22 protein-coding genes and 2 pseudogenes are annotated in these 25,108 nt (G+C 60.7%); 7 read left to right on the plus strand and 17 right to left on the minus strand.

Annotated features, from left to right (window positions below):
* Nucleotides 1–216: 216 nt before the first annotated feature.
* Complete coding sequence (locus tag M2281_RS13915) at nt 217–1,005, plus strand: DNA-binding transcriptional regulator (protein ID WP_280821730.1); 789 nt, start codon at nt 217–219, stop codon at nt 1,003–1,005.
* A gap of 28 nt (nt 1,006–1,033) precedes the next feature.
* On the opposite strand, the gene M2281_RS13920 is transcribed toward M2281_RS13915, so the two are convergent.
* The 3 genes from M2281_RS13920 to M2281_RS13930 form a co-directional block, all read right to left on the minus strand.
* Nucleotides 1,034–1,924: an amidohydrolase family protein gene (locus tag M2281_RS13920; RefSeq protein ID WP_280821731.1), complete on the minus strand. Its 891-nt coding sequence runs from the start codon at nt 1,922–1,924 to the stop codon at nt 1,034–1,036.
* A 78-nt stretch (nt 1,925–2,002) separates the two neighbouring features.
* A complete protein-coding gene (locus M2281_RS13925) occupies nt 2,003–2,812 on the minus strand; it encodes a hypothetical protein (protein WP_280821732.1) in 810 nt (269 codons plus the stop codon).
* A gap of 12 nt (nt 2,813–2,824) precedes the next feature.
* On the minus strand, nt 2,825–3,475 hold the full coding sequence (locus tag M2281_RS13930; RefSeq protein ID WP_280821733.1) for a flavin reductase family protein: 651 nt from the start codon (nt 3,473–3,475) through the stop codon (nt 2,825–2,827).
* A 253-nt stretch (nt 3,476–3,728) separates the two neighbouring features.
* Here M2281_RS13930 and M2281_RS13935 point away from each other — a divergent pair.
* A pseudogene (locus M2281_RS13935) lies at nt 3,729–3,914 on the plus strand (hypothetical protein); the annotation flags it as partial.
* A 181-nt stretch (nt 3,915–4,095) separates the two neighbouring features.
* On the opposite strand, the gene M2281_RS13940 reads toward M2281_RS13935, so the two are convergent.
* The gene (locus M2281_RS13940) at nt 4,096–4,620 is read right to left on the minus strand and encodes a VOC family protein (RefSeq protein WP_280821734.1); all 525 of its coding nucleotides are present in this window, start codon (nt 4,618–4,620) and stop codon (nt 4,096–4,098) included.
* Between the two features lie 209 nt (nt 4,621–4,829).
* Between M2281_RS13940 and M2281_RS13945 the strand changes: the two are divergent.
* Nucleotides 4,830–5,077: pseudogene (locus tag M2281_RS13945) on the plus strand (IS481 family transposase); the annotation flags it as partial.
* A 102-nt stretch (nt 5,078–5,179) separates the two neighbouring features.
* Here the strand turns inward: M2281_RS13945 and M2281_RS13950 are convergent.
* The 13 genes from M2281_RS13950 to M2281_RS14010 form a co-directional block, all read right to left on the minus strand.
* A complete protein-coding gene (locus tag M2281_RS13950) occupies nt 5,180–6,274 on the minus strand; it encodes an amino acid ABC transporter permease (RefSeq protein ID WP_280821735.1) in 1,095 nt (364 codons plus the stop codon).
* A gap of 3 nt (nt 6,275–6,277) precedes the next feature.
* Nucleotides 6,278–7,426: an amino acid ABC transporter permease gene (locus tag M2281_RS13955; RefSeq protein WP_280821736.1), complete on the minus strand. Its 1,149-nt coding sequence runs from the start codon at nt 7,424–7,426 to the stop codon at nt 6,278–6,280.
* A 141-nt stretch (nt 7,427–7,567) separates the two neighbouring features.
* Nucleotides 7,568–8,602, minus strand: a complete 1,035-nt coding sequence (locus M2281_RS13960) for an amino acid ABC transporter substrate-binding protein (protein WP_280821737.1) — start codon at nt 8,600–8,602, stop codon at nt 7,568–7,570.
* Nucleotides 8,603–9,338: 736 nt separating this feature from the next.
* Entirely contained in the window at nt 9,339–10,547 is a 1,209-nt protein-coding gene (locus M2281_RS13965) for an NAD(P)/FAD-dependent oxidoreductase (RefSeq protein WP_280821738.1), read from the minus strand.
* Entirely contained in the window at nt 10,544–11,359 is an 816-nt protein-coding gene (locus M2281_RS13970; protein ID WP_280821739.1) for an NAD-dependent epimerase/dehydratase family protein, read from the minus strand. The genes M2281_RS13965 and M2281_RS13970 overlap by 4 nt, the downstream gene beginning before the upstream one ends.
* Before the next feature lie 3 nt (nt 11,360–11,362).
* The gene (locus M2281_RS13975) at nt 11,363–12,565 is read right to left on the minus strand and encodes a pyridoxal phosphate-dependent aminotransferase (RefSeq protein WP_280821740.1); all 1,203 of its coding nucleotides are present in this window, start codon (nt 12,563–12,565) and stop codon (nt 11,363–11,365) included.
* Nucleotides 12,562–14,181, minus strand: coding sequence for a hydantoinase B/oxoprolinase family protein (locus M2281_RS13980; RefSeq protein ID WP_280821741.1), 1,620 nt, complete (start codon nt 14,179–14,181; stop codon nt 12,562–12,564). Before M2281_RS13980 ends, M2281_RS13975 begins: the two co-directional genes overlap by 4 nt.
* Nucleotides 14,178–16,274 carry a hydantoinase/oxoprolinase family protein gene (locus M2281_RS13985; protein WP_280821742.1) on the minus strand — a complete coding sequence of 699 codons (2,097 nt, stop codon included), beginning with the start codon at nt 16,272–16,274 and terminating at the stop codon, nt 14,178–14,180. Before M2281_RS13985 ends, M2281_RS13980 begins: the two co-directional genes overlap by 4 nt.
* Nucleotides 16,271–17,941 carry a thiamine pyrophosphate-binding protein gene (locus tag M2281_RS13990; protein ID WP_280821743.1) on the minus strand — a complete coding sequence of 557 codons (1,671 nt, stop codon included), beginning with the start codon at nt 17,939–17,941 and terminating at the stop codon, nt 16,271–16,273. Before M2281_RS13990 ends, M2281_RS13985 begins: the two co-directional genes overlap by 4 nt.
* 106 nt (nt 17,942–18,047) lie before the next feature.
* On the minus strand, nt 18,048–18,236 hold the full coding sequence (locus tag M2281_RS13995) for an FAD-linked oxidase C-terminal domain-containing protein (protein WP_280821744.1): 189 nt from the start codon (nt 18,234–18,236) through the stop codon (nt 18,048–18,050).
* A gap of 68 nt (nt 18,237–18,304) precedes the next feature.
* Nucleotides 18,305–19,255: a LysR substrate-binding domain-containing protein gene (locus tag M2281_RS14000; protein ID WP_280821745.1), complete on the minus strand. Its 951-nt coding sequence runs from the start codon at nt 19,253–19,255 to the stop codon at nt 18,305–18,307.
* A 355-nt stretch (nt 19,256–19,610) separates the two neighbouring features.
* Nucleotides 19,611–20,324, minus strand: coding sequence for an SDR family oxidoreductase (locus M2281_RS14005; RefSeq protein ID WP_280821746.1), 714 nt, complete (start codon nt 20,322–20,324; stop codon nt 19,611–19,613).
* A gap of 264 nt (nt 20,325–20,588) precedes the next feature.
* The gene (locus tag M2281_RS14010) at nt 20,589–21,059 is read right to left on the minus strand and encodes a gamma-glutamylcyclotransferase family protein (protein ID WP_280821747.1); all 471 of its coding nucleotides are present in this window, start codon (nt 21,057–21,059) and stop codon (nt 20,589–20,591) included.
* 134 nt (nt 21,060–21,193) lie between these two features.
* Here M2281_RS14010 and M2281_RS14015 point away from each other — a divergent pair, with 134 nt between their 5' ends.
* The 4 genes from M2281_RS14015 (at nt 21,194) to M2281_RS14030 (ending at nt 25,004) form a co-directional block, all read left to right on the plus strand.
* Complete coding sequence (locus tag M2281_RS14015) at nt 21,194–22,012, plus strand: transporter substrate-binding domain-containing protein (RefSeq protein ID WP_280821748.1); 819 nt, start codon at nt 21,194–21,196, stop codon at nt 22,010–22,012.
* Nucleotides 22,013–22,106: 94 nt separating this feature from the next.
* The gene (locus M2281_RS14020) at nt 22,107–23,267 is read left to right on the plus strand and encodes an NAD(P)/FAD-dependent oxidoreductase (protein ID WP_280821749.1); all 1,161 of its coding nucleotides are present in this window, start codon (nt 22,107–22,109) and stop codon (nt 23,265–23,267) included.
* A gap of 4 nt (nt 23,268–23,271) precedes the next feature.
* Complete coding sequence (locus M2281_RS14025; protein WP_280821750.1) at nt 23,272–24,261, plus strand: amino acid ABC transporter permease; 990 nt, start codon at nt 23,272–23,274, stop codon at nt 24,259–24,261.
* Entirely contained in the window at nt 24,261–25,004 is a 744-nt protein-coding gene (locus M2281_RS14030; RefSeq protein ID WP_280821751.1) for an amino acid ABC transporter ATP-binding protein, read from the plus strand. The genes M2281_RS14025 and M2281_RS14030 overlap by 1 nt, the downstream gene beginning before the upstream one ends.
* Nucleotides 25,005–25,108: the final 104 nt, after the last annotated feature.

A 25,108-nucleotide genomic window follows, 5' to 3' on the forward strand; every position in this document is an offset into this window, starting at 1 on the left:
CTCTCGGGTTTTAGGGCTGCGGCGCCGGTCCGCCTCGGCCGGCAATTCGGAGCGCCCAATGGCGAATATCTGGGTAAGATCGCAGGAGTGGAGTAACAAGCCGATATCGTTTATGTTTCACTGTGTGAAATGTGGCGTGCGCTCCTTCGCCTCGCCGCCGGCGGTTCTGGTATCACAACAGTCGGGTCGAAAAAAGCGACATTTGGGGACTGATATATGGCATTTGCTCCGGTTCAGGCGGTCACAAAAGCCCTAGAGATACTGGCTGCGCTCAATCGCAATGGCCTCGCATCGGTGGGAGAATTGCACGGGACAACAGGCATCCCAAAGCCAACAATTGTACGATTGCTGCAAACGCTTGTCGCCGCCGGTTATGTGAGCCGGGACGAGAAAACCCGTGGCTATCATGTCACCGCAGCCGTGGGGCAACTGAGCTCCGGCTTCCATGGCTCGCCCATGGTTATTGAAGTTGCGCGACCTTTCGCCGACAAGCTGACAAAGCAGATCCTGTGGCCCTGCGCAGTTTGCACCCTTGATCTCGACGCGGTGGTGATCAATTACAGCACGATACCAGATAGTCCCATATCCCCCTTTCACGCGTCGCTCGGCCGGCGCCTCAGCATAGGCGGCAGAGCCCTTGGACGGGCCTATATTTGCTTCTGTCCAGAGGACGAGCAGCGCGTTCTTCGCAATGTGATGAGGGCATCGCAAGATCCGGAAAACAACCGGATCGACGACGAAACCTTTGCCTCGATTCTCGCCAGAACGCGAGCCGATGGCTTTGCCAAGCGCGACGCGCACCTCGAGCCGCGTTCCTCCGGCACGATCGCCATGCCGATCAGAATGGGGAACCGTGTGCTCGCAACTTTTGGCGTCACCTATTTCAAGTCGGCCTTGAAAGAAGTCCGGAGCCAGAAGGCGATCATCGACGCTATGCGTTTGACGATCGCGCAGATCGAAGAACGTCTTGAGGAGCAGCCGCTGCAGCCGCGCGGCTGTTCTTGATCGACAGGGACCGCGTGACCGTTGCGGTTCAATCTTCGAGCGCTCGCGGTCGGCGATGGGCTGTTTGACCGAATTGGTAAAGACGAGCGGGATTCTCCACCATTATCTTGTGCGCTATTGTTTCGTCTGCCACCCAAAGACGGAATAGATCCAGCAATTGCTCAATCGATGGAAGCTTGCCCGGATATTGCACAAAGGGAAAGTCGCTCGCCCACACCAGATGATCGCAGCCGGCCTCGACAATATCGTCGTGGAAAGGCCGGATGGCCTCGAAGTCCCCTCCGATGGCGCGGCGGCAGATCGCCAGCTTGACCCAGACTGCGCCCTCTCGCAGCAGGCCCAGGAGGCGTTGGAAATCCTTGTGGTTTCTGCCTGCCCTTGGATCAAACCCACCCATGTGATCGAGAACTATTGGGATTCCGGCTTTCTCCAGTTGGCCCCATCGCGAAAGCGTTTCCGACAATGGGGCCCACAGTTCGGCATGCATGCCAAGCTCGTTGAGCTTGGGAGCAAGGCTGTCGCAGAGCGCATCAAGCGACACGGTGCCGGATATTGCCGTCCCATCGGCACGCCGCGTTTCGACAAAACGCAGGGCGGTGACGCCAGCGTCCTGCAGGCGCGCGAGTCCTGTTATGTCGGTCGACGGGCCGGCAACTCCAACGCCTTTGGCACTTTGGCTCAATTTCGCCAACGACGCTTCCAGAAGTGAAAGATCATCGCCATAGGGCGTGGGCTGCACCAAGACGAAGCGAGAAACACCTGTAGCATCAATTGCTTCGAGCAATGCGCTGACGGGCGAGATCGGTGGCTCGTAATAGGGCTTGACCTTGAATGGGAAGAGGTTGCTCGCCTCGAAAACATGGAGATGGCAATCAACAACCTGCCCGTTGGTCGAAATCCGCGACGCCGATGTAGTCATGCCCAGAACCTGCCCTTCAGCTATCCACTACTCGGCGAATGTCACTCCCACGCGCATCGTCGTGTCGACACAAGTCGCCTAGGACACATAGTCATCGGCATTGTGGACCCAGCCCTTGGCTATGAAGTCCTCGCGCGGCGGCGCAAAGACGTCGATGAGGATATGCTGCCCCTCGCCTACGCCTTCCGTCGTGTGAATGAGCTCGGGCGGGATGACCAACATACTATCGGCCGAAGCCTTGATGTGTTCATCCTCACGCCACTGAGTGGCGTCCGAGACCCAAGGTGTGCGGATGTGATGCAGGAAGGATCCTGTGATCGCCAATGAACCCTGCTCGAAATCATCATGCGCATGCGGAGACAATTGGGTGCGGTTCCGCGGACCGTGATACTCAACCCAATTCACACTCATGGTTGCCGTCTGAAGGAATTTCAAGCGCGGATTACCCGCCGGGAATGGGATATCGTCGATCCGATAAATGCGCACCCGGTCACACTGATGCGCGGCGACGGCGAGAGGTTCTACGACCGGCTTAACACGTGGGTCGCGCTCGCGATATTGGGCGGCGTTGATTATCAATTCCGGGTCCGCTTGCCGGGCACCAGTGATCAAAGCATAGGCCCGACCAGGGCCGGAAAGGCTCAATTCCGCCTCGCTGGGCGGGACGATTACGAAGGCGCGCGGCGGAATTTGGTGGACCTCGCCAGCGATCCTGAGTTCACCGCCGACTTCCGGGAAAATGAGCAGGATCTCATCGTCGCTCGCGATGGAATGCCTCTCGCCGGGCAGGTGGACGAAGCGCCACACGGTATAATTCTGGCCACGTATGACGCCATGTCCTTTCGGCGCCTGATCGAAATGGGATAGGGATGCCGGACGGAATGTCATTCTCTTGTGACCTCAATAGGTGTTCTCATTCGCGCGGGTAAATTGCCGTGCGAGATTGAACGCTGGTTGGGAGATCGCATATTCCGCGCCACCGAGCCGCGTGACAGGGCGGGCTAGATCAGTCAGGAAGTGGCCGTCATCCTCGAGATAGCCTGCCTGGATATGCATGCCAACTACCCTCCCAAAGGTAACGTTGACCTCCGGACCTCCAACATCATTGGTGATCTTGAGTGTGTTTATGACTTTGCACTCCAGGGACACCGGTGAACGCGCCACGCGCGGAGGCTTGACGAATTTGCAGGCGGCCTTCTCAAGCCCGGCATGTTCGAATTCATCCGCGCCCGGCGGCAGCGGCGATGACGTCATGTTCATCTCATGGACGAGTTCATAGCTAACCAGATTGAAAACGAATTCTCCGGTTTCGCGAACGTTCTTAAGCGTATCCTTGGAAGGTCGATCCTCAGGCGTGTTACAGGAGAACACCAGAACAGGCGGATCGTTGGACATGATATTGAAATAGGAGTACGGTGCCAGGTTTACGCATCCCTCGGCGTCTATCGTGCTCATCCAGCCAATCGGGCGCGGTGCGATGATCGCGTTGAAGATGCCGCGTTTAAAGTTTCCCTCCGCGATATCAATAAAAACTGGCTCTGAGTTACGCATGAGTTCTACTCCTGATATAGCTGCCGCACAGTGCAAGAGCGTGGTTCCTCGCCCTGGAGCGCGTCTCCAATTCAATAAATGACGGGAACCCGTTGTCGGAATTGTTTCGCGGCCGCGTCGCACCCACTGAAGCATGAGCTGCATTGGGCGGTGATATTGCAGCGCGCGGCCGTTACACTACTTTCTCCAAGAACTCTCGTGTGCGCTGCGATGTCGGATTGCCGGAGCGTTTCAACCGCAAGCAAATAGCACGTCGATGAGACCTCATGGCCGGCCCGACCGCATCGACATCGACGCCAGCCAGACCAATCAGGAAGCTATTGTCTCCTGTGACACACAAGTCGCTTGCGGCATCCACATGATGCTCAAGCTATGGGCGAGATATGCCTTCAGTCCGAACCCATCCCTGGCCGAGCAGTTCGAAATTCTTGCCGCGTGATTGGCCTTGCATCAGGCGCTCTTCGCGCTTCCACTCGGCCGTTGCAACAGAACCCGATCGGTAGCGTCAGGTGGGAAAGGGTTTCCGGGTCAGAGCTTGGTGCGAAAAGACGAAAACGCCTATCAGCACACTCGATCTAACCCGAAACAACCTCCTGAATGCTTACGCTAAGGGCTGGATCCTAGATTGCGGGCTCGCGCAGCAAATCGTCGAGATCAAGCGGGCTCTCGGTCATCGTCGGGATGCCGTCGGCGCTGCGGGGCCACTGATCCCGCGGGCGGTCCCAGACGAGTTCAACGCCGTTGCCGTCGAAATCCTCCAGATAGATCGCCTGGCTGACACCATGATCGGTGCCATGATCGACCGCCACGCCAGCTTTCATCAGCCGCCGCAGGGCATCGGCGAGCGAGGCGCGGGTCGGATAGAGAATGGCGAGGTGAAAAAGCCCGGTCGAGCCGGGAGGGGGCGGCGTGCCGCCCTTACTCTGCCAGGTGTTGAGGCCGATATGATGGTGATAGCCACCGGCGGAAATGAAGGCCGCCTCATCGCGGATCCGCTTGTAGATTTCAAAGCCCAGAATGTCGACATAAAAGGACAGGGCGCGATCGAGATCGGCTACTTTCAGATGCACATGGCCGATGCGAACTCCGGCGTCGATCGGCGCAGTGCTGGTCCGCGAAGCCGGTGAAATTTTCGCCTCTAACATGAACTAACTCCCTTTGAATCGCTATGAGTGAACAGCATGATCGGCTCTATAGCAACGAGCGCCGCCTCTGTGGGACGCACCTCGCGACGTTTCATCAAGTGAAACATTGATACCGATCCGACCCTTGGGCTTCCCTGCCTTCCGAAACGAAGGAAAGGTATGGACCAAGTTCCTTCATGGGAGCTCCACGACGACAGAAGCGGCCCTTCGAGCAGCAAGCGATCATCGTTGCTTTCCGGCGCTACTCACTGCGGCACTTGATGACTACCTCTATGCGCTGCAGCCGACGATCCGGCATCTGACGCGCTCGTCATTACATCGCTGACTGCAACGCCACGGCATCGGCCGGCTGCCGGATGTCGAAAGCGACGGGCCGGCGAAGAAGAAGTTCAAGAGCTACCCCGTCGGCTACTTCCACATCGACATCGCCGAAGTGCGCACCGCGCAGGGCCGCATCACGACCCATACGCTTCACACTCAACCCGCTCCAGCAAATACCGGGAATAAACAGCTAATCGGGGAGGCAAGCGCCGTGCCCGCAAGCCGACCTTCGACTACGTCAATCGTGTCCGGCGCGGAAACGGCGCTCGAGGAAACGCGAATAGGCGCTCATGATGGCACTGAACAGGCAATAGACCGCCGCTGCGAAGAGATAACCCTCGAGCACGGCGATGCCCTGCCAGTTCGGATCGCGCATGGCGCCACGCACCGTGGTCAGGAAGTCAAGCAGGCCGATGATGGTGACCAGCGTCGTATCCTGGAAGAAATTTATGCAGGTGGAAACCAGAGCCGGGATCATCGCTTTGATCGCCTGCGGCAGGATCACCAGCCGCATCATCAGCCAGTAATGCAGGCCCATGGCTTGCGCCGCCTCGAACTGCCCGCTGGGCAGCGATTGCAGGCCGCCGCGCACCGTTTCGGCAACATAGGCAGCGGCGAACAGGATGACCGCGACTTGCGCCCGCAACAATGTGGCGACCGACATGCCTCCCGGCATGAAGAGCGGCAGCATTACGGAGGCCATGAACAACACGCTGATGAGCGGCACACCGCGCATGAATTCGATGAAGACAATGGAGATCACCCGGATCGCCGGCAGGTTCGACGTGCGCCCGAGCGCCAGCAGGATGCCAAGCGGGAAGGCGCAGGTGAGTCCGACAAAGGAGAGCATGAAGGAGAGCGGCAGACCGCCCCATTTCGTCGTCGGCACCGCAGTCATGCCGGCAAATCCGCCCGTCATGACAAGATAGCACACCACCAGCGCCGCCACCCATAATAGGAGCAACCGCGCGCTCCACATGCGCGGCACCATGGAGAGGCCGCACATGCCGACGAACAGCAGAAGGGCGCTCAACGGGCGCCAATGCTCATCGTAAGGAAAATAGCCGAACAGCATGAAGCGCAATTTATCGCCGAAGAACGGCCAGCAAGCGCCTTCGCCAATTTTGCAGGCTTCGGGCCCCCCCGACCAGACGGCGTCGACAAACAGCCAGGCAAAGGCGACTTTGCCGATCAAGAACAGCGCAATCATGCAAAGGAGCGTGATCGCAGCATTGGCCGGCGTGCCGAAATATCGGCGCACCGCGCCGTCTTTAGGGACGCGCCACGCTTCGCTCAACGCGACGGGCTTGTCGAAGACATCCAACTCCGCCATCGCTTAGCGCTCCTTCAGCGCGACATGCGCATTGTACCAGTTCATGAACAGCGAGATGGTGATCGACAGGCTCAGATAAATGAGCATCAGCAGTGCGATGCCTTCGATTCCCTGGCCGGTCATATTGATGGTCGAGTTCGTGACCATCACCACATCGGGGAAGCCGATTGCGATGGCGAGCGAGGAGTTCTTGACGAGGCTCAAATATGTGTTGGTCAATGGCGGGATGATCACCCGCACGGCCTGCGGCAGGATGACGAGCCGCATGGTCTGGCCGCGTGTGAGGCCGAGCGCGAAAGCCGCCTCGCTCTGCCCTTTGCGGATAGTCATGATCCCAGCCCTGACAATCTCGGCGATGAAAGCGGAGGCGGTGGTCGAGAGGCCGAAGGCGAGCACCGTGAATTCCGGTTTGAGCTGCATGCCGCCTGTGATGCGGAAGCGACCCTTCTCGGCGATGTCGAAGACGAAATCGGGATGAAAGAAGAGATAGGCGATGAGTACAGGCGCGAAGGTCAGCAGCAGAAGATGCGGCCAGATCAGCCGCTGATTGCCGCTTTCGACGCGCGCGGCCAGCAGGCGCTTGCGGACCTGCCAGGCGAGGATGAGGCCGACGGCCAGTGCGAACAGCATCCAGCGATGCCCGGCCTCCCATTGCAGCGAGGGGATGACAAGGCCGCTATTGCTGATGAACACGCTCGGAAGCAGTTCCACCGCGTCGCGAGGGCCCGGCAAAACCGAAATAATGACGGCGTGCCACAGGAAGAGTTGTAAGAGCAGCGGCGCATTCCGCAGCGCCTCGACATAGAGCATCGTCAGCCGCGCCAGCAGCGGGTTCTTCGACAGGCGGGCGACGCCGACAACGGTGCCGATCAGCGTCGCGAAAATCACAGAGACGATGGAGACGTGAATGGTGTTGAGGATGCCGGCGACCAGGGCGCGCGCATAGGTGTCGCTCGGTTGAAAATCGATGACGCTCTCGCTCAGCAATAGCCCGGATTCGCGATTGAGATAGTCGAAGCCGGTGGCGATGTTGTGCGCCTGCAGATTAGCCCTGACGTTCGAATAGAGATACCATCCTGTGAGGATCACGCCAAGAACGGCGACGACCTGATAGAGCCAGGCGCGGAAACGAATGTCAAAGATGAGACGCATTGCCTCGAAGCGTCGAGCCCGCATGGCGATCCTATAGGTGAACCAAATTCTTTCGCGCGGATGCAACGCGCACACTGCATCCGCCCGAAAAGGAAAGAGGGATGCCGCGAGGGCGGTGGCCCTCGCAGCGATGTGCGACGCTTAGCGGAACGGCGGGGCGTAGAGCAGGCCGCCCTTCGTCCACAGCTGGTTCTCGCCGCGGCTCAGGCCGAGCGGCGTCTTCGGGCCAATGGTGCGGTCGAAAATATCCTCATAGTTTCCGACCTGCTTGATGGCGTTGTAGAGCCACTTGTTGTCGAGGCCGAGCATCTTGCCGAGGTCGCCGGTCACGCCCAGCATGCGCTGGATTTCCGGATCCTCGCTGGTCAGAAACGTGTCGACATTCGCCTGGTTGATGCCTGCCTCCTCAGCGGCAATCAACCCGTAGCTGACCCAGGTCACGATGTCGCGCCAGTTGGCGTCGCCCTGGCGGACCGTCGCCGCTGTCGGCTCCTTTGAGATGGTCTCTGGCAGCACGACGAAATCGGCCGGGTTGTTGGCGACGGCGCGCACCGAGGCGAGATCGGACAGGTCGCTTGTGATGGCGTCGCAACGGCCGGCGAAGAAGGCCCTGCGCCACTCGTCGCCGTTTTCAACCACCACCGCCTCGAACTTGATGTTCTTGGCGCGGAAATAGTCGGTGAGGTTCTGGATGGTCGTGGTGCCCGGAAGCACGCAGACCGAGGCCCCCTTCAATTCCATGGCGCTCTTCACGCCGAGCTTGGCGGAAACCATCAGCCCTTGGCCGTCATAGAAGAGTATGGGCGAGAAATCGAGGCCGAGCGAGGCGTCGCGCGAAAACGTAACCGTCGCATAGCGGGACAGAAGATCGACCTCGCCCGATTGCACCGCCTCGAAGCGAACATTCGGATTGAGATGCACGAAATCGACCTTACCCGGATCGCCGAAAATCGCGGACGAAAGAGCGCGACAGATGTCGGCGTCGAAACCCTGGACGACACCTTTGCTGTCGGGAGCGCCGAAACCGGCCGAGGGCATCGGGATGCCACATAGAAGCTTGTCGCGCTTCTTGACGGCTTCGAGCGTCGCCTGCGCCGAGGCGGAGGCCGCGCCCAGCAAGGCGATGCCGAGCGCGGCGATGCCGACCGCCAGCGATTTAAGAACAGTATTCTTCATTGATGTTTCCTCCGATTAAGTTGCCTTTTGAGCTCTCATCGTCTTGGCGCGATGTTGAACAGATCGAGTAGAACCGGGCGGAAGCTCGGGAGAGCGGACCTTGCTAGGCAGGATGAAATCGGGCGCGCGCCTGGCGCGTTGCTGCACCTTCTCAAGTGCCGCCCACGCGCGGTCTGCAAGAATGCAGCCGCTTCCGTTCTGACCAAAACGACTGGCAGGAGCATCCATCTCTCCCGATGATGGGGGTCTGGCCCGGTGGAACTGCCCATGTGGGCGCTCCTTGGTATGCGCTCGTTCCTTCTGTCGCAAGCGACCCCGTCAGTCATTTCAACAGGTGAAACAAGCTTCTCCTACCCCTGCCCCGGCCGTCTCAAGCGGTTGGCATACGCCATCGGAGAGCACCGCCAAAGGCATATCAAAACCAGCAGATATGAGGCCGGGAGCGGAAGGCGCAGCCTATACGCGGGAGAACGCAATCAGCAGTGCGAAGGATAGAGCGGTGAAGGCTACCGGAAGACGCCACGGCGGTCGCAGTTCGCGCCCAATAAGAAAGGCGAGGAAGCCATAGACAATGAGATTGACCGTGGGGGCCAGCGCGATGAGACCGATCTGGTACGCCGAGCAAGCAGGCCTCTGCCGCTTTAGGCGGTCGTCGCCAATCAAACTACTCAGCAGGCGCTAGGCTAAGAGAAGTCTGACGATAGGTTGGCTCCCCCATTGCATCGCTCGGGTCGGGTCAGATCACCGCCTTCTCCAGGAAGGGACGGTTTTCCACAACGCGCTCATAACCGACCTCGGACAGGTCTAGTGTGCGGAAAGCGCCGTAGATGATCAGCTCCGAGACGCCGCGTCCCGCCGCGGGGCCCTGTTGCAGGCCGTGCCCCGAATAGCCATTGGCAAAGATGAAGTTGCGCACCTCGGGGTGCGGTCCAACAATCAGATTGTGGTCGAGTGTGTTGAAATCATAATGGCCGGCCCACTGGTTGACGGCCTTGATCGCCTCGAAGGCCGATGACCGTTCTGCCAGCGCGGGCCAGATAATCTCCTCGAACTCCTCATAGCGCGGTTCGAAATCATCCCAGTCGGCGCACGGGTCCTCCAGCGGCGGGCAGCCGCTGAGGAAGAAGCGCCCCTCGGGCCGGCAGAACACCCCTGATGGATCGATCATCAGTGGCAGGCGGCCCTTGTTCACATTGGCCGAGCCTTCCGGCGTTCGCGCGCAGTCGAAGACGAACAGCGTGCGCTTGCGGGGCTCGATTGGAACATCGAGGCCGGCCATGCGTGCGGTCAGCGCCGCACGGGGACCGGAAGCGTTGACGATTGTGCCTGCGCCTACCACTTGTCCTGATTTCAACGTGACCGAACTCACCTTGCCGCCTTGCCGTGCGATGGCGACTACCTCATCGGTCACATAGTCGACGCCGCCGAGCGACCGCGCCTTGTTCTTGAACCCGTACATCAGCCCAGTGTTGTTGAACCAGCCTTCGCCCGATCGACCATATGAGGCCAGGACGATGTCGTCGACGTTGAGATGCGGAAAGGCTCGGGAGAGCTCGTTCTTGTCCCACAGCACGACATCTGCGCCACAGGCGCGCTGCACGGCGTGATTTTCGCGCAGCGTCCGGGCCTGGTCCTGCGTGCTGGCCAGGAACAGATAGCCGCCTTCATGGAAGTTCAGGTCGGGCCTGTCCGCTCCGATCTGCATGGTCTCGGCGAAATTGCGGATGAACTCGGTGCCGAACTGGCTGATGCGGACGTTGACGGGATTAGAAAACTGGTTGCGGATCGACGAGGAGGACAGCGAGGTCGACGCCTTGGCGTAGGTCGGATCCTTTTCCACCACCAGCACCGATCCGTCGAAGTCAGGGTTCGCCGCGAGGAAATAGGCCACGGCGGAGCCGATGACGGCCCCGCCGATGATGACGATGTCGTAGCGCTGCTTCATTTTGCGGGCTCGTCGTCGGGATGCCCGAGTTCACAGAACCAGCCGCCCAGGTACTTCACCGACGACGACTTCGGGTCCGGAATGGGCGTCCTCGCCTCGACAGCGGCGCGGAATGGCTCCGAACTGTCCCGCGGCACGAAGCCTAGATGGTTAGCGCCGCTGTTGTCGACCGTCTTCACCTTGTTATCCGATATGCCGAATGAGATCGTATGTCCGACGCACGGCGCCGTCAGCGCTGCCTCAACCAGTCGGACGCAGTCGGCGAAGGAAAGATACGACCACAGCATGCGGCGATCGGCCGGCTCTGGGAAGGACGAGAATATCCGCAGGCACACCGTCTCAATGCCGAACTTGTCCCAGTACAGCCTGCTCAAGCTTTCGACGAAATTCTTCGACACACCGTAGAGGCTGTCGGGGCGCACCGGTGCATCGACGGGGATGTGCGCTTCGACCTCGTGATAGCCGATGGCATGCACCGACGAGGCATAGATCACCCGCTTGGCGCCGTGTTTCCGCGCGCCTTCATAGATGTGATAGGAGCCGCGGATATTGGAATCCAGGATCGTCTCCCACGGACTTTCCATCGGCGCGCCGCCGAAATGCACGATCGCGTCGCAATCCTTCGTGGCCGCGATGGTCGCTTCCATGTCGGAAAGATCGAAAACCGCTTGCTCTTCGTTCGCGGCGAGGTCGTCGAACGGGTCGCGTGCGGCTAGCCGTATCGTGCTGGCTAGCGGTGCGAGACTCTTGCGCATCTGGGAGCCGAGACGGCCTGCAGCGCCGGTGATGAGGATGCGTTCGTAGTGCGGCATGGTCTACTCCAAATCCGCCACGGCGGCCTTGATGCGCGCGATGGCCTCGGTCAGGATTTCCTTGCTAGTGGCGGTGGAGATGCGGAAATAGGGCGAAAGCCCGTACGCGACTCCAGGCACGGAGGCCACGCGCGCCTCATTGAGCAGGTAGGACGCCACGGCCGTATCATCCTTAAGGACGGCACCGTTGGGCGTCTTGCGGCCGATCAGGCTGGCGCAGCCTATATAGGCATAGAAGGCGCCTTCGGGCGGCGAGAGCTCAAGGCCGTCGATCTGGCTGATGCCTTCGACCACCAAGTTCCTGCGCTCCTCGAAGGCTCGGCGGAAACGGGACACCTCGTCCTGCGGTCCGTTCAGCGCCGCCACCGACGCGGCCTGGGCGATCGAACACACCGACGTGACGGACTGGCTCTGGATCGTCGCCATTGCTTTGATCAGCGGCGCTGGGCCTGCGGCATAGCCGACGCGCCAGCCGGTCATCGCATAGGCTTTGGCAACGCCGTTGACGATGAGGCTACGGTCCCTGAGGTCCGGACACGCCTTCCCGAACGACACGAAGCGGCGCCCGTCGAACAGGATGTGTTCATAGATCTCGTCGGACAGGATGAGCACCTGCGGATGCTCAGCCAGAATCGCGCCCAGCGCCTTAAGATCATCAACCGAAAAAACCGCGCCGGACGGATTGCCCGGCATGTTCAGGAACAGCCATTTGGTCTTCGGCGTGATCGCCTTCTTCAGGAGCTCTGGCGTCAGCCTGAAGCCCATGCTCCCCGGGCATTCGACCGTGACGGGAGTGCCGCCAAGCAGCTTCACCATCTCCGGATAGGACACGAAATAGGGTGCAGGCAGGATCGCCTCGTCGCCGGGCTCCAGTGTCGCCATCAGCGCGTTGAAGATGATCTGCTTGGCCCCATTCGACACGATGATGTCGTCTGGGCCGTAGTCGAGGTCGTTCTCGCGCCTGAACTTGTCGGCAACGGCCTGGCGCATCGCCTGCGTGCCGGTCGGTGCGGTATAGAGCGTCTCGCCTGCCTTGGCCGCCTGGTAAGAGGCCTCGACGATATGTGCGGGCGTTGGGAAATCTGGCTCGCCCAGCCCGAGGTCGATTACGTCGACGCCTTTGGCCCGCAACGCCTTGGCGGCCTGCGACACCGCCATGGAGGCGGAGGGCTTGACCGCTGACAAACGCGAGGAAATGTAGCTCACCGACTTTTCTCCAAAATATATCCCTTGGAAATGTCCTGTGCCCGTGCCGCTGTACTGCGCAGGGCGGGATCGCCATAGCCGCCGCCACCGGGAAGTTCCAGAACCAGACGACGTCCGGCCGGGACATGCTGCCAGCCCTTCGGGCGCATCAGCATGCCATCATCGAGCCTGACAACGCCGGGGATCCCGTCCTTGCCGCCATTGCGCCCCTTGGCTGGATGCTTGACCCGGTCGAACATGGCGGAGAAGTCGAACTCGTGGCCTTCGGTGGCGGCGATTTCAAGGATCTGGCCGAGGCCGCCGCGAAATTCCCCGTCACCGCCGGAGTCGGGGCGCAGCTCCTTACGCCAGATGACGATCGGCCCGGTGTGCTCGGTCGCCTCAATCGGCATCGTGTGGACACCGGACGGAAATGCTGTGGCGGAAAGCCCGTCGAGCGTCGGGCGCGCGCCCATGCCGCCGGAATTGAACATCAGCACCTCGGCGCGGCGTCCGTCGCCGCCCCCGACCGGCCGTGCCGAAATGTGGATGTTCCAAAGTGCTGCCGCCCCTTCGGCAAGGATCTGACCCGGCAGCGCCTTGGACAGCGCGCCCAGCACCAGGTCGGGCACCATGTGACCTATGACGTGCCGAAGTGACACCGGCGCCGGCCTTACGGCGTTCAGGATGTTGGTCGGCGACGACACGGTGAATAGCGCGAGCGACGCTGCATTGTTCGGGATCTCCGGCGCCACCACGCATTTCAGGGCGTAGCAGGCATAGGCCTTGCTGTAGATGGCGGGAACATTGATGCCCCAACGGCTCATCGGATCCGTGCCGGAGAAATCGACGTTCAGATGATCGTCGCCAATCGAGACGGCGGCAACCAGTTTGACGGGCGTATCGTAGCCGTCGGTCACCAGTTCGTTCGACCACGTGCCCTTGGGCAACGCCTTGATGCGCTCCAGCGTCGCGTCATGCGTGTGCGTGAAAATGAATTCTGCCAGCCCGTCCAGCGATGCCAGACCGACCTCGCGCATCATGTCGACGAGCCGGCGATGGCCGACCTCGTTGCATGCGGCCAGCGAATAGAAGTCGCCGACAACCTGGTTCGGCTCGCGCACATTGGCGCGCAGGATCCTCACCAGGTCGAGATTCACCTTGCCCCGTTCCGCGAACTTCATGATCGGGATCTGGATGCCCTCCTCGTAGACGGACTTTCCGTCGGCGCCGAAGCCGCGGCCGCCGACATCGACCACATGGGCGGTGCAGGCTAAGAACGCCACCAGTTCACCGTTCAAGAATGACGGCGAGACCATCGTGATGTCGTGTAGATGACCCGTGCCTTTCCATGGATCGTTTGTGACATAGGTGTCGCCCTCGTACATCTCCTCGCGCGGGATCTCGTTCGTGAACTGAAGCACCGCCTCCGCCATGGTGTTTACATGTCCGGGCGTGCCGGTGACGGCCTGCGCCAGCATCTCGCCGCGCGCGTTGAATACGCCGGACGACAGGTCACCCGATTCACGCACCGACGTCGAAAAGGCGGTGCGCAACAGGGTCTGCGCCTGCTCCTCGACCACCGAGATCAAGCGATTCCACATCACCTGCATGCGAATTTCTGCAATGTCGCTCATGCCTTGACCCCTTTGCGAACCAGGAGGATCGATCCGTCGCTCTGCAGCACGGCATCGAAGAGGGTGGTGACGACCGTCGAGGTTTCGCGCTCGACGATAACCGCCGGGCCGCTAATGCGATCCCCCGGCGAAAGTTCGGCGCGCTCAATGATGCCTGAAATCTGCACAGTTCCCGTTGCCGGATCGAAAACGCCGCGCATCTGCGAAGCCTCGACAGTCCTGGTCCCGATGGTGATCTCGTGTTTGGCGGGAGCGGACCGGACGTCCTGCGCTTTCACCGACCAGGTGACGACCTCAATCTCCAGCCCGTCGAGACCATCGATGGCGCGGCCGAAGAAGCGCGCGTAATTGTCCCGGAAGGCATCCTTGAGCCTCACCACATCGCCGGGCTTGAACGCCCGGTCGGGCAGCGGCACAGGGATTTCCCACCCCTGGCCCGCATAGCGCATGAACGCGGTGATCTCGCGTGTGATGGCGCCGTCGGTACCCGCCCGCACGAAGCTCTCGGCAGTGGCCTTCAGCCCGTCGAGCAACGCATTCACCTCGCAGGCATCGAATTGCGACAGCCGCATCAGCTTGGACGCCAGCGCCTCATAGCTGAACGGTGCCTTGAGGAAGCCGATGGCCGAGCCCACGCCGGCGCCTTGCGGAACGAGGCATTGTTCGACGCCAAGCTTCTCGCACAGCCGCGCCGCGTGCAGGGGCGCGGCGCCGCCAAAGGCAATCATCACGTTGTCGGAAATATTCTTGCCGTTCTCCACCGCGTGGACGCGGGCGGCATTGGCCATGTTCTCGTCGACGACCTCGCAAATACCGAAGGCGGCCGAAACGAAATTGAGCGAAAGCCGGGTGCCGACATCCCGCGTGATGGCCTGCTCCGAAGCCTGCGTGTCGAGCCTGATGGCGCCGCCGGCGAAATTGTCGGGGTCGAGCTTGCCTAGCACCAGGTCGGCGTCGGTGATGGCCGGGCGGGTGCCGCCGCGCCCGTAGCAGGCGGGACCGGGTTCGGACCCGGCACTTTCCGGGCCGGTCTGGATGCGCCCCATCGCGTCGACCCAGGCAATCGAGCCGCCGCCCGCGCCGATCTCGATCATCTCGATCACCGGGATCGAGATCGGCATACCTGAACCCTTGCAGAAGCGGTAGGTGCGGGCAACCTCGAAGGTCCGTGCCGTGCGCGGCGAATAATCCTCGATCAGGCATATCTTGGCGGTCGTTCCGCCCATGTCGTAGGAAACGACGGACTCCAGATCGAAGCGCCGCGCCACATCGGCTGCGAAGATGGCGCCGCCGGCAGGGCCGGACTCCACCAAACGTACCGGGAATTCGGACGCGGTTTCCAGCGAGATCAGGCCGCCGCCCGAGTGGATCATGAACACGGGGCAGTTCGCCCCCATCTCCTTCAGCCGCACCTGGAGGCGCACCAGATAGTCCGCCATCTGCGGCTGCACATAGGCATTCGCGCAGACCGTGTTGAAGCGTTCGAACTCGCGCATTTGCGGCGAGACCTCGGCGCTGATGGAAATCGGTATGTCCAGTTTCCTGGCGAGGATATCGCGTGCTCGGCGCTCATGCGACGGGTCCATGTAGGAATGGATGAAGCCGATCGCGACCGCGCCGAAGCCGCCGGCGGCGATGTTCTCGGCGATCTCGTTCAGCGCCGCTTCGTCCAGCGGCTGCAGTTCCTGCCCTTGCGCGCCGATGCGGCCCTTCACTGTATAGCGGTGCTCGCGCGGGATCAGCGGCGCCGGCAGCTTCAGGTTCAGGTCATACTGTTCGAACCGGTTTTCCGTCCGCATCTCGATGACGTCGCGAAAGCCCTCTGTCGTCACCAGTGCCGTCTTGGCGCCGCGCCGCTCAATGAGCGCGTTCGTCGCCAGCGTGGTGCCGTGGATAACGATGTCGAGGTCCGCCAGCGAAATGCCGGCGTCGCGCATGACGATCTCGATACCGTCAAGGATGGCCTGCTCGGGCGCGGCATAGTTGGTCAGGATCTTGGTCGAAAAGATCGTGCCGCGCACGTCGACCGCGATATCGGTGAAAGTGCCGCCGATATCTGCACCGAGGCGGATGTCATTTGCCGTACTGGTCATGCATTTGCCTTCTGCGAAGCGAGCGCTGACTCGCGCATCTGGGAAAGGGTCTGGCGCGGCACGATGGCCTCTGGGGAAACTACCAGCTCCAGGACGGCGCCGGTCGTGGAAGCGAGCGCCCTGCCGAAAGCATCAGCGAAATCCCTGGTTGCGCCGACGCGTTCGGCGTGGAAGCCGTAGGCCCGGGCAATCCCGACGAACTCCGGATTCTCGATCGTCGTTCCGGACACGCGCGCCGGATAGTTCCGCTCTTGGTGGGCGCGGATCGTGCCGTACATGCCGTTGTTCAGGATTAGGATGATCGGCTGCGCGCCGGCCTGCATCGCCGTTCCCAGCTCCTGGCAGTTCATCTGGAAATCGCCGTCGCCGGCAAAGCATATGACTGTGCGGCCGGGATACGTGACCTTGGCCGCGATCGCGGCCGGCAGGCCGTAGCCCATGGCGCCGGATTGCGGGGCAAGCAGCCGCGACTTCGGCCCGAACTTGAAGAACTTGTTTGGCCAGACGGTGAAATTGCCTGCGCCATTGGTCAGAATCACGTCTTCGGGCAGCGTCTCGCGCAGCCACCGGCTGACCTCGACCATGTCGACCGGACCCGGCTGGGTCGGCGCGATGAACGTGCCCTCATAGCTTTCGCGCGCCTGCGACCGCCAGTCGGCCCAGCCGCCCCTGACTGGCGAAAGCGACCTGACGAAGGCATTCGGCCCGGCATGGATTCCAAGCGACGGCACATAGATCTTGCCGATCTCGCGATCCGACCCGTGCACATGGATCAGCTTTTGCTTCGGCACCGGCACGGACAGCAGCTTGTAGCCATCCGTGGTCATCTCGCCAAAGCGCACATTGATCGCTAGGATCACGTCTGCGTCGCGGATCAGCTTCTTGACATGGGGGGCCATGCCGACACCCGCCTCACCGACGAAGACCGGCGAGCTGTTGTCGAACTGGTCCTGGAAGCGGAACGTTGCGACCACCGGAATGTCGGATGCTTCGGCGAAGGCCTGGAGCTTGGCGCGCCCTTCGGCGGACCAGTTGGTGCCGCCGATCAAGATGACCGGCCTGCGGGACGTCGCAAGCATGGCCTGTACCTCGGCCAGCGCGCCATCATTGGCCGCGGCCTCGAACACCTTGGCCGGCCCGCTCAGCGCTGGGACATCGGTTAGCGTCGTCAGCATGTCCTCGGGCAAAGCGATCACGACCGGGCCGGGCCGCCCGGTCAGCGCGGTCGTCCAGGCCCGCGCAACGATTTCGGGCAGGCGGGCGACATCGTCGATCTCCACCGCCCATTTCGCCATTGTGCCGAACACCGCGCGGTAGTCCACTTCTTGAAACGCTTCGCGACCCCGCATGTCGGTGCCAACCTGGCCGACGAAGAGGACCATGGGCGAACTGTCCTGCATGGCCGTGTGCACGCCGATGGAGGCGTTGGCGACACCGGGGCCGCGCGTCGCGAAGCAGATGCCCGGAGAGCCCGTCAGCTTGCCATAGGCCGACGCCATGAACGCGGCGCCGCCCTCGTTGCGACACAGCACGTAATCCAGTCTTCCGGCGGTGTCGTGCAGCGCATCCAGAACGGCTAGGTAGCTTTCCCCCGGCACGCCGAAACTCTTGCTCACACCGAGCGCCAGCAAGCACTCGACAAGAAGCTGGCCTCCATTGCGCATCATAGATTCACTTTCTGTTGGCCCGGACGAAACGCCAGAACTGATTGCAGCCAAATCTGCACGTTGCGGCCGCTCGGCGAAATCAAGAAATCTGATTCATTGGAAAGTTCTACTTTCCCGACGGGTCCGCGATGATCGCGCCGAGATTCTTCTTGCACCGCGGATCCATAGCCTGTTTCAGCCCGGCCGATAGGATCCGTTCCACGGGGCCGCCATTGCGGTCGACCAGGACGATCGTTGCCCGGCCCAACCCATGCCTGGCGGCAATGCTGCCACCCATCTCGGTGGCGAGCGCCACCAGTGCCTGGCTCGTTCTTCGGCGCGATAGACCTGCCTGACATCGTGACCAGATCACGAGGATCGTGGTTAGTCAGAAAGTGGCGTCGGCTTCGGGATAGAGGAAATCTTCATTTCGCTCCTCCAATCCTGCTGCGCCATCCACCGGTGCAGAGCCGCGACCCCCTTTATCCGCGCATGCCCGCGCGGCATCACCAGGTAGAAACCGGGGATTTCGTCCGGGTTCATATCGGCCAGCACGTTACGGCCAAGCGGCGCCACTAGCGCGCCGGACTTGAGGTCTTCCTCGGCATCGATCACCGAAACGAGGCCGATGCCGATCCCTTGCAGCGTCGCGCAGCGCATCGTCGCCGCGTCGTCGAAACCGATGCTGCGGTCTCGGTGCGTCTGTTCCACCATAAGGTGCCGTAGGATATCGGGCCAGAGACGCTTGGACTTGACCGTGTCCAGCAATGTGAACCGCGTCAGGTCCTGTGCAGACGTGACCTGCTGTCCAATGGCCGGAGTACAGCAGATCATTTTAGGGTCAGGCACCAGCAACGTCGTGTCGTAATCCGGCCAACCGCCATAGCCCCACTGGACAGTTATATCGATGTCGTCACGCCCGAAATCGGGCATGTCGATCATGGTCGTCAGCCTGAGATCGGCGCTAGGCAGAACCTCGCGGAACAAGGAAAGGCGTGGCAGAAGATAATGTGTTGCGAAATACGGGCTTGCATTCAGGTTGATGCGATCCCGATATGTCGCTTTGGTGACACGGCGGACCCCTTCGGCGAATTCATCGAATCCGGCCTTCACATAGTGTGAAAGCAGGATCGACGACTCTGTCAGCTCGATCGAACGCCCCTTGCGTTCGAAAAGCGTGACCTGAAGTGTGTCCTCCAGAAGCTTGATCTGCTGGCCAACCGCTTGCGGAGTGACCAACAATTCATCGGCGGCCTGCCGGAAGCTCTTGTGCAGCGCGACCGAGTGAAAAACCCTGAGGGCATTCAGCGAAGGAAGGCGCAGCTTGCTGGTCATAATCAGTCCCCTCCTTCTAGATCACTTTGATCTAGCGCCCGTTGCCAGTCTGTGTTGCCCAGACATACATGTAAAGTCGGGAACAATGATGCTTTCTTCTCTCATGTCGGTGCTCTTTGGACCATCGCTAAGGGAAGCGTCCCATTTGGCATCGGTCATCTGGAGGATCGACCGGCGCGGATAGATTGCTGCCACCGCCTCGAAGACAGTGGATATTCCGCTTCCACTTGGACGTTGCTCGCAACCAATGCCGACCTCGGCCTCGCCATTCTCGACGGCCAGCCAAGCCGAAAGCGCGCCGAGGCCGGAACCGCCGCCGATGATGAGTACGGAAAGATCCTGAATTTATGCGTTCTTACTTGCTTCCGCTCGGCGTTGTCGGGCGAGTTGGCATGATGTCGAAACGGGTGACGTCCGCCCACGCGGGCAGATCGAGAAGGGCAACGACCATCTTTGCGACATCCTCCGGCTGGACGGCTGTGTTGCCGGCATACATGGCCGCGCGGGCATTGGTATCGAGGATGCCTTTGTAGAGCTGAGTCTCGACCCGCCCGGCAACGATCTCAGTGACGCGAATGCCATCGGCGGACAGATCGGCGCGCAAGGCGGCCGCGAAACCGGCGATGGCCGCTTTCGTAGCGGAATAAACGGCGATGTTGGGAAAAGCGATGTGCGCGGCCGACGAACCGGTGAACAGGATATGCCCCGCGCCGCGCTTGCGCATCTGCGGCACAACGAGCCGGGTCAGCATGATAACGGCGCTGAGGTTGACCTCTAGCGTCGCGTCGATATCCGACATCTTCATGTCGGCGAAATTGCCCAGCGGCGGCATCATCCCGGCATTGTTGATCAGAACGTCGATCCGCAAGTCCCCCACTGCAGCCTCGAGCGCATCGCGGTCGGTCACGTCGACAGCAATCGGCGTGATGTTTGGATGCGCCGACCGCAATTCCTTGAGCGCTGTCTCGCTGCGTCCCGCTGCATAAACGTTGTAGCCGGCCTCGCTGAGCGCCAATGCCATAGCGCGGCCGATGCCGCTCGTCGCTCCCGTAATGAAGGCTGTCGTCACATGGACTTCCTTTTCGTATGACATCAGTGTGTGGCGTTGAAGGACGCTGCGAAACCAAGAAGACTTAGGAAAAGCTCTCCAATCAGATTTCGCTAGCGGACGCGATCAGGCAGAGCCGCTGATGAGCTGGTCCTGAGAATGCGCGGAAATCGCTCACTTCCCTAAGAAGGGAGCAGCGACGGCCGTCGTGCCCCCTGCTCCAGCGCCACCACACACGAACCCGAGTTACCTGGCGCCGAGCGTCCCTCGGCGTGCTGGTGGCTCTCAGGCGCCGCGCCGCGCCTTCTCGACAATAGAGTCGAGCTTGGCGATGTACTCCTGAGGCAGCGCGGCCTCACGGGCCCCGTTCGTCACCAGCGCCGCGTAGTCAACTGGTGGAACCCACGGACCGCGATTTCCCTCAACCCGCAGTGTGACCACGCGCGTTCGGCCACCAGTGACGCGAGTGACGTCCAACTCGCGCGCCTCATACCACGCGGCCAGGCCGCCAACCTCGAGCAGTCTCGCCATATCCTCGCGAGACAGTTCATAAAGCACGCCAAAGAGGATGCCATCGGGATTGTGCACGATCGTGCAACCGCCACTGGCGGCATCGGCGTAACGCCAGAAACCCAACTCGTGTTGGTCGTAGAAAGCCACGCCCGTCGCCTTTGCGGAGGGATAGCTCTCCCGCATGTGACGCTCTCCTAGAAGCGTGCCGTAGGCGAAATAGGTGTTGATTGGCGATTGCGTCATGATTGTCCTCTCCAGATCCGACGTTCAGGCTCATTGCAGTCTGCGCGCAAAGCAGCCCGTGTTGACAGTACATAAGACATATGACATCCTATATCTTACAAATCAATTGAATTGCACAAAGGGAGGTAGCTGCAATGAAATTGCGTAATCTTTTGGTGGCTGCGAGTCTGATCGTAACTGGCCTGAACTGCTCTGGTCCCGCCTCGGCGCAACCCGAGCTGAAGACCTTGGTGCCAGGCACGCTGACGGTTGCGATCCCGGATTTCCCATACCCAGGCTTCCTGGACGGGACCGATCCGACAGCGCCAACCGGCGGCTACTATGTTGATATGGCCAACGACCTGGGCAAGCGGCTCGGACTCAAGGTGGCCTGGGTGCCCGCCGATTTTACGGCGTTCATTTCAGGCCAATTCACCGCCTACGATATTGCCGCCGACACCTTTTCGATCACCCCTGTGCGGCTCGAAAAGTTCATGATGACGGAACCGGTTTATTCCTACCACATAGGACTGATGACCAAAAAAGGCGTGCCTGTTTCTACGCGAGACGAAATTGGCAACTTAGTTTTAGGCTCTTGCGGCGCTTGCGACACGTTCCAGTTTGTTGTCGATGTCATCAAGCCGAGTAAGTCGCCACGCGGCTTCGACATTGACATCACCAAGTATGACGCAGCGCTCAGTGGATCGGTTGATGGGGCATTGGGCGACCTCCCGGTCATACTTGCCAAGGTAGCAACGCCGAAATACGCTGGATTGGTCGCCGCTTGCCAGTTCAAAAGCCCAATCAACGCGGCGTGGATCATGCAAAAGAACTCGCCGATCGCCGACGCGGTCAAGACCGCGCTTGGCAACGCCAAGAACGAAGGCAAGTTCACGGAGTGGGAAAAGGCCAATATCTTCCCGAAATTCGGGGGTGTTGATCCGGCCAGCATTCCTCCGTGCGCGGACTATTGATCCCGGTTTGATGTGCGGCGCGGGCCGCGCGTCAGCGCGGCCGCTCCGGCGATGGCCGGCAGGAATCCATTATCTGTAAGTGACGGGATGCAGCATGACCCATACCTGCGATGCAATTGTCGTTGGGGCCGGCCTCAACGGTGCCGCGACAGCGTTCTTCCTTGCACGGAAAGGCATTGGCCGTATCGTCATCGTCGATTCCGGCATGGTCGGCGCTGGCGCGTCGGGGGCTGCAGTCGGGCTACTCAGGTCACACTATGATAACCGGCCCGAAACTGAACTTGCGGTGAAGAGCCTGACTTTCTTCCGCAATTGGCATGAGGCGGTCGGGGGCGACTGCGGCTGGATGCCAACCGGCTTCTTCCGCTTCGTCGAACCCGAGGAAATCAGCAAGATGGAGGCCAATGTGGCTGTCCAGCGTGCGTTGGGTGAAACCGTCCAGATCCTGGACATCAGCGAAGCCCGACGGATTGCTCCGCAATTTAGCTTTAATGGGATTGGCGCGGTCGTCTATGAGCCTGGTTCCGGTACCGCAGACAATCATGAGGCGACGGTAAGCATGCTTCGCCGAGCTTGCGCCCACGGTGCGGAATTATGGCCGTTCACACGCGCGACGGCCATAGAGGTAGAGGCCGGCCGGGTAACGGGCCTCATGACGGATCGCGGGCGCATTGCGTCGCCACTGATCGTCCTTGCAGCCGGCCTGGGCAGCAAGGACTTGGCCGCCTTATGCGGCATTAAGCTTCCACTCGTCGAAAAAACAATCCGCGTCGCCGAAATCCTTCCCCCTGAGACGGTTCAGCTTTCCGTTTCCTATATGGACCCGGTGTCCGACTCCTGGATTACCCCACGGTGTCAAGGGCGCGCGATCGTTGCCGTGCCTCCGGCGCACGCCGCCGACTCGGTAGCCGAGTTCTCGCGGACCGACGCCGAGAGGTCCTTGCCTCCTGTCGCCCGCCGTTTGCCTGGTATTGAAAACTCCATTGTGGTGCGCTGGTGGGCTAGAGCTGATTGCTATGCACCAGACGGAAAACCGCTCATCGGAGGCATCGATGGCGTGGATGGCCTGTTTATCAACACAGCCGGTGCAGGAAAAGGCCACAAGGTTGCGCCGGCAGCCGGCATGGCACTTAGCGAATTGATCGTCGACAGCAAGGCGACCATCGCCGACATCACGCCCTTTTGCCTTACCCGCTTCGACGCGGAGTTGAGGCCGTGGAGCGATACTGAATACAGCAAACGAGTGATCGGGTGACCGGATGATAAAGAACGTCGTGCCAATTCCCAAACCAACCCTGGTGGCCGAGGCGTCACTAGATCCTATTCCGTTCGATGTAGGGATGGCACTACCGATCGCCAGCCTAGCTTTCCCGCCGACCGGCATTCCTGCAGTATTGTTTGCGCTTAGAGCAAAAGCGGCGTCCGACGACCGCAAGCAAATGCTACGCTATGCGATGCGGTCGCGGCTGTGGGCGCAATATTCGTTCGGCTCGCTGTTTGCGGTAGCGGTCGTAGGATTTGTCGTCGCGGCCTTGATTGCCAACAACTACGCGGTCGCTGACGGCTACTTCAACTGGGAGGTGCTCGTCGCCGGCTTTCCACAGATCGTAAAGGCGTTCGCCACCAATATCTGGGTTTCAGTGGCGGCCGAGATCGCTGCGGTGGCCTGGGGCCTAACACTGGCCGTTGCGCGAAGCCTACCCGGCCGGGCTGCGGCGCCGATCCGACTTATGGCGATATTCTATATTGACCTTTTTCGCGGGCTGCCTAGCCTGCTCACCATTCTTATCATCGGCTTCGGTCTGCCGCAAACTGGGCTCCCCATCGTCTCCAATCTGAGCCTTTTCACCAGTGGCGCGCTGGCGCTCACCATTGTCTACGGCGCTTATCTTGCCGAGACCTTTAGAGCAGGCATCGAGGGCGTGCATTGGAGCCAAGTCGCGGCAGGCAGGGCGATTGGGCTGACCTATTTCCAAGTGATGCGGTTTGTGGTGCTGCCGCAGGCATTGCGCAACGTTATACCTCCGCTGCTCAACTGGTACATATCGCTGCTGAAGGACACATCGCTCCTGTCGGTACTTGGCTTGCTCGAAGGTGTAACCACGGCTCGCATCCTGGTAACGGCACAGTCAAACCTCAGCGCACTGACAGGCGTGTCACTCTGTTTCCTTGCGGTAACGATCCCACTAGCCCGCTTTACTGACCACCTAATCAAGCGCAACGCGGCGAAACTCAGAGGGGTAGGTTGATGTCCTACATATCGATCCAGAATGTTCACAAGCGCTACAACGCGACAAACGTCCTGCGTGGCTTCACCATGGATGTCGACAGGCATGAGGTGGCCTGTCTGATTGGCCCTTCGGGTTGCGGCAAGTCGACAATGCTGCGATGCATTAACGGTCTGGAATCTATCGATGCTGGCGATATCCGGGTTGGCAACATAACCGTCTCGGAAGACTTGGCCGACACCGATACACTGCGTCGTCGGGTTGGCATTGTGTTTCAACAATTCAATCTGTTTCCGCACATGACCGCACTCGAGAATGTCAGCCTTGGCCCGCGCCAGGTCCTAAAAATACCGTCCAAGGAAGCGGAAGCGCAAGCATTCACTCTGCTCGAACGGGTCGGCCTGGCGGATAAGGCCAGGCGTTATCCGGATGCGCTGTCAGGCGGCCAACAGCAGCGCGTCGCCATCGCACGCGCGCTGGCAATGAAACCGGAAGCCTTGCTCCTCGACGAGATCACGTCGGCGCTCGACCCAGAACTTGTCGGCGAAGTCCTCAACATCGTCCGTGAACTTGCAAGAGAAGGTATGACGATGATCCTGGCAACCCATGAGATGGCCTTCGCGCGCGAAGTTGCGACACGCATTTGCTTCGTTTCCGATGGCGTTGTCCATGAATCAGGCGAACCGCATCGGCTGTTCAACAATCCGGAAAAACCCAAGACCAGAGCTTTCCTGAAGCGGCTGACCGACGCGCGAAGGATATGATGGCGTTGGTGAGAGCGGCCGAGAAGGTCGTCATCCTCAGTGGCACCAAGGATGCGTCGATCATCCAGCGCGCATGAACATGTGGGACATCGTGGCTGCGGCGG

The organism is Pseudaminobacter soli (ex Li et al. 2025) (assembly GCF_029892515.1).
Classification (GTDB): domain Bacteria; phylum Pseudomonadota; class Alphaproteobacteria; order Rhizobiales; family Rhizobiaceae; genus Pseudaminobacter; species Pseudaminobacter soli_A.